Annotated in this window: 2 protein-coding genes; both read right to left on the bottom strand. The window is 65.3% G+C overall.

The features are described from left to right. Window positions 1–1116 (bottom strand): thiamine pyrophosphate-binding protein (locus AC1DT2_RS21755; RefSeq protein ID WP_477298683.1); only part of this gene is annotated, 1116 nt, incomplete at its 3' end. Beyond that, window positions 1113–2041 (bottom strand): TolC family protein (locus AC1DT2_RS21750; RefSeq protein WP_477298682.1); only part of this gene is annotated, 929 nt, incomplete at its 5' end. The genes AC1DT2_RS21755 and AC1DT2_RS21750, both read right to left, overlap by 4 nt.

Raw genomic sequence — 2041 nt, 5'->3', positions numbered from 1 at the left:
GTCATCGGCCGCGACACGGTCGAGCACACTGGCGAGGTACGAGCCGGGAATCGAGTCGTGGGCGCCGGGCTTCGCGTGACCGCGCATCTCGGCCATGGTTTTGTTGTAGCGGTTGACATACTCGTCGCGAAAGACCGTGTCTTCCCGGCGGTTGAGCAGCGGCAGGAGGGCTTTCATGGTCTCCTTGACGTCACCGACCGCGCCCAGTGTCACCGGGTGACGGCGTCCCAGATGCATGGGGTCGATGTCGATTTGCACGATGTCGGCGTGGTCAGGGTAAAACTGCCGCCACGCAAAGTCCGCACCGAGCAGCAGGAGGGTGTCGCACTTGAGCACCGCATTGAAGCCCGCCTCGTTGCCGAGGATGCCCGTCATGCCGATGTTGTGGGGATTGCCAAACTCGAGGAAGTCCTTGGCGCGGGAGGTGTGCGCGATGGGTGCTTTGAGACAATCGGCCACGGCGAGAATCTCGTCGAGGGCGCCCTCGCAACCGGAGCCGCCATAAATTGCAATGCGGTTTCCTGCATTGAGGATGTCCGCGATGCGCTGGAGCTCGTTGTCGTTGGGACGCACCAGGGGCTGGCTGACCTGGACACTGAACGGCACATCATTGGTGACGGGCGAGTCGGAGATGTCGACCGGGACGATGAGCACGGCCACACCGCGCAACGACCGCGCTGCCTGGCAGGCAAGAACGGTCTTCTTGCGCGCCTGGTCGGGGGTGAGAATCATGTCGCAATACACCGAGCACTCGTCGAAGACGCGTGTGAAATCGACCTCCTGGATGGAACTGAAGCCGATGTCGCTGCGCTGGATCTGGCTTGCGATGAGAACGACCGGCGCGCGGTTGCGGTTGGCTTCGTAGAGGCCATTGATGAAGTGGAGGCTGCCTGGCCCGCAGCTGCCCCCGCACGCGGTCAGCTGACCCGTGACCATGGCCTCTGCCCCGGCGGCAAAGGCGCCGGCTTCCTCGTGGCGCATGTGGACCCATTCGATGGTGCTTCCCTCGATGTGTTCGGCGAGAAGGTTCATCGTGTCGCCCACGATGCCGTAGCAGTGTTTGACGCCTGCTGCTTCGAGCGTTTCAACGATGATCTGCGCGGTTTTCTTGCTCATGGACGTTCTCCTGGTTGAAGGATGGGGATGTCGGATGCAACGGCGTGCTGCGCGCGCGGCTCATCCTGCGGACGCTTGCCATCGCCGGCTTCGGTTGCGTCCACTGAAATGGCGCCCGTCGCCAGTGCCAGCTGCGCGACGGCGACCTGAAGGTCAGCATTCGCCGATTCCCGGTCCGCGATTGCCTCGGCCAAAGCGGCGTTGCCCGATTCAACCTCCTGGACGGTCGAGAGACCGCGCCTGAAGCTGGCGAGCGCGGCATCGAAGGCCGCCTTTGACGCCGAGACATACGCGTCGGTTTCATCCCGCTGCTGCACGGCTRTTGCGAGCGCAACGTCGGCGCGGACAACTTCAGCGGAGATGCGGTCTTTGAGTGCGTCGAGCTGGTCGAGTGCGCCGGCGACCTGAGAGTTGGCCATGGCAACGTTGCTTCTGCGCATGCCGCCGTCGACCAGCGGCAATTCGAAGGCAACCAGAATGGCCCCGCCGGGCCGGTTGACGGACGAGTAGCGGCTGCCATCGCTGCTGACCGCGCCAGCGTTTTGAAAAGCCTGCGCGCTCAGCGAAATGGTCGGCCGGTAGGCGGCCCTTGCTGCGTCGAGGCGGGCGTTGGCCGCACTGACCTGACTGCCTGCCGCCTGCAGGTCCTGCCGGCGACGCAGCGCTTCGGCAATCAGGCCCCTGACCGGGGCGCGGACGACGGTGGCATTGGCCGGGGCCGTCTCGTCGGCGAGGATGATTTCGGTTTCCGGGGGCAGACCCACCGTGCTGACCAACACCGCATTGGCCGCACGCTCGGCCCCGCGCGCGCGGACTGCCGAGAGCTTGGCGGCAGCGACCTGCCGCTGTGCTTGAGCCACGGCGACGACGGTGGCGCGCCCGGCCCGGTTCTGCGCGACGACGGCCTCTTCGGTGGTTTGCGCAG

The organism is Luteibacter sp. P4_E6, from assembly GCF_056401535.1.
The sequence above is the reverse complement of the archived record's forward strand: the minus strand, read 5'-3'. Positions and strand labels throughout refer to the sequence as shown.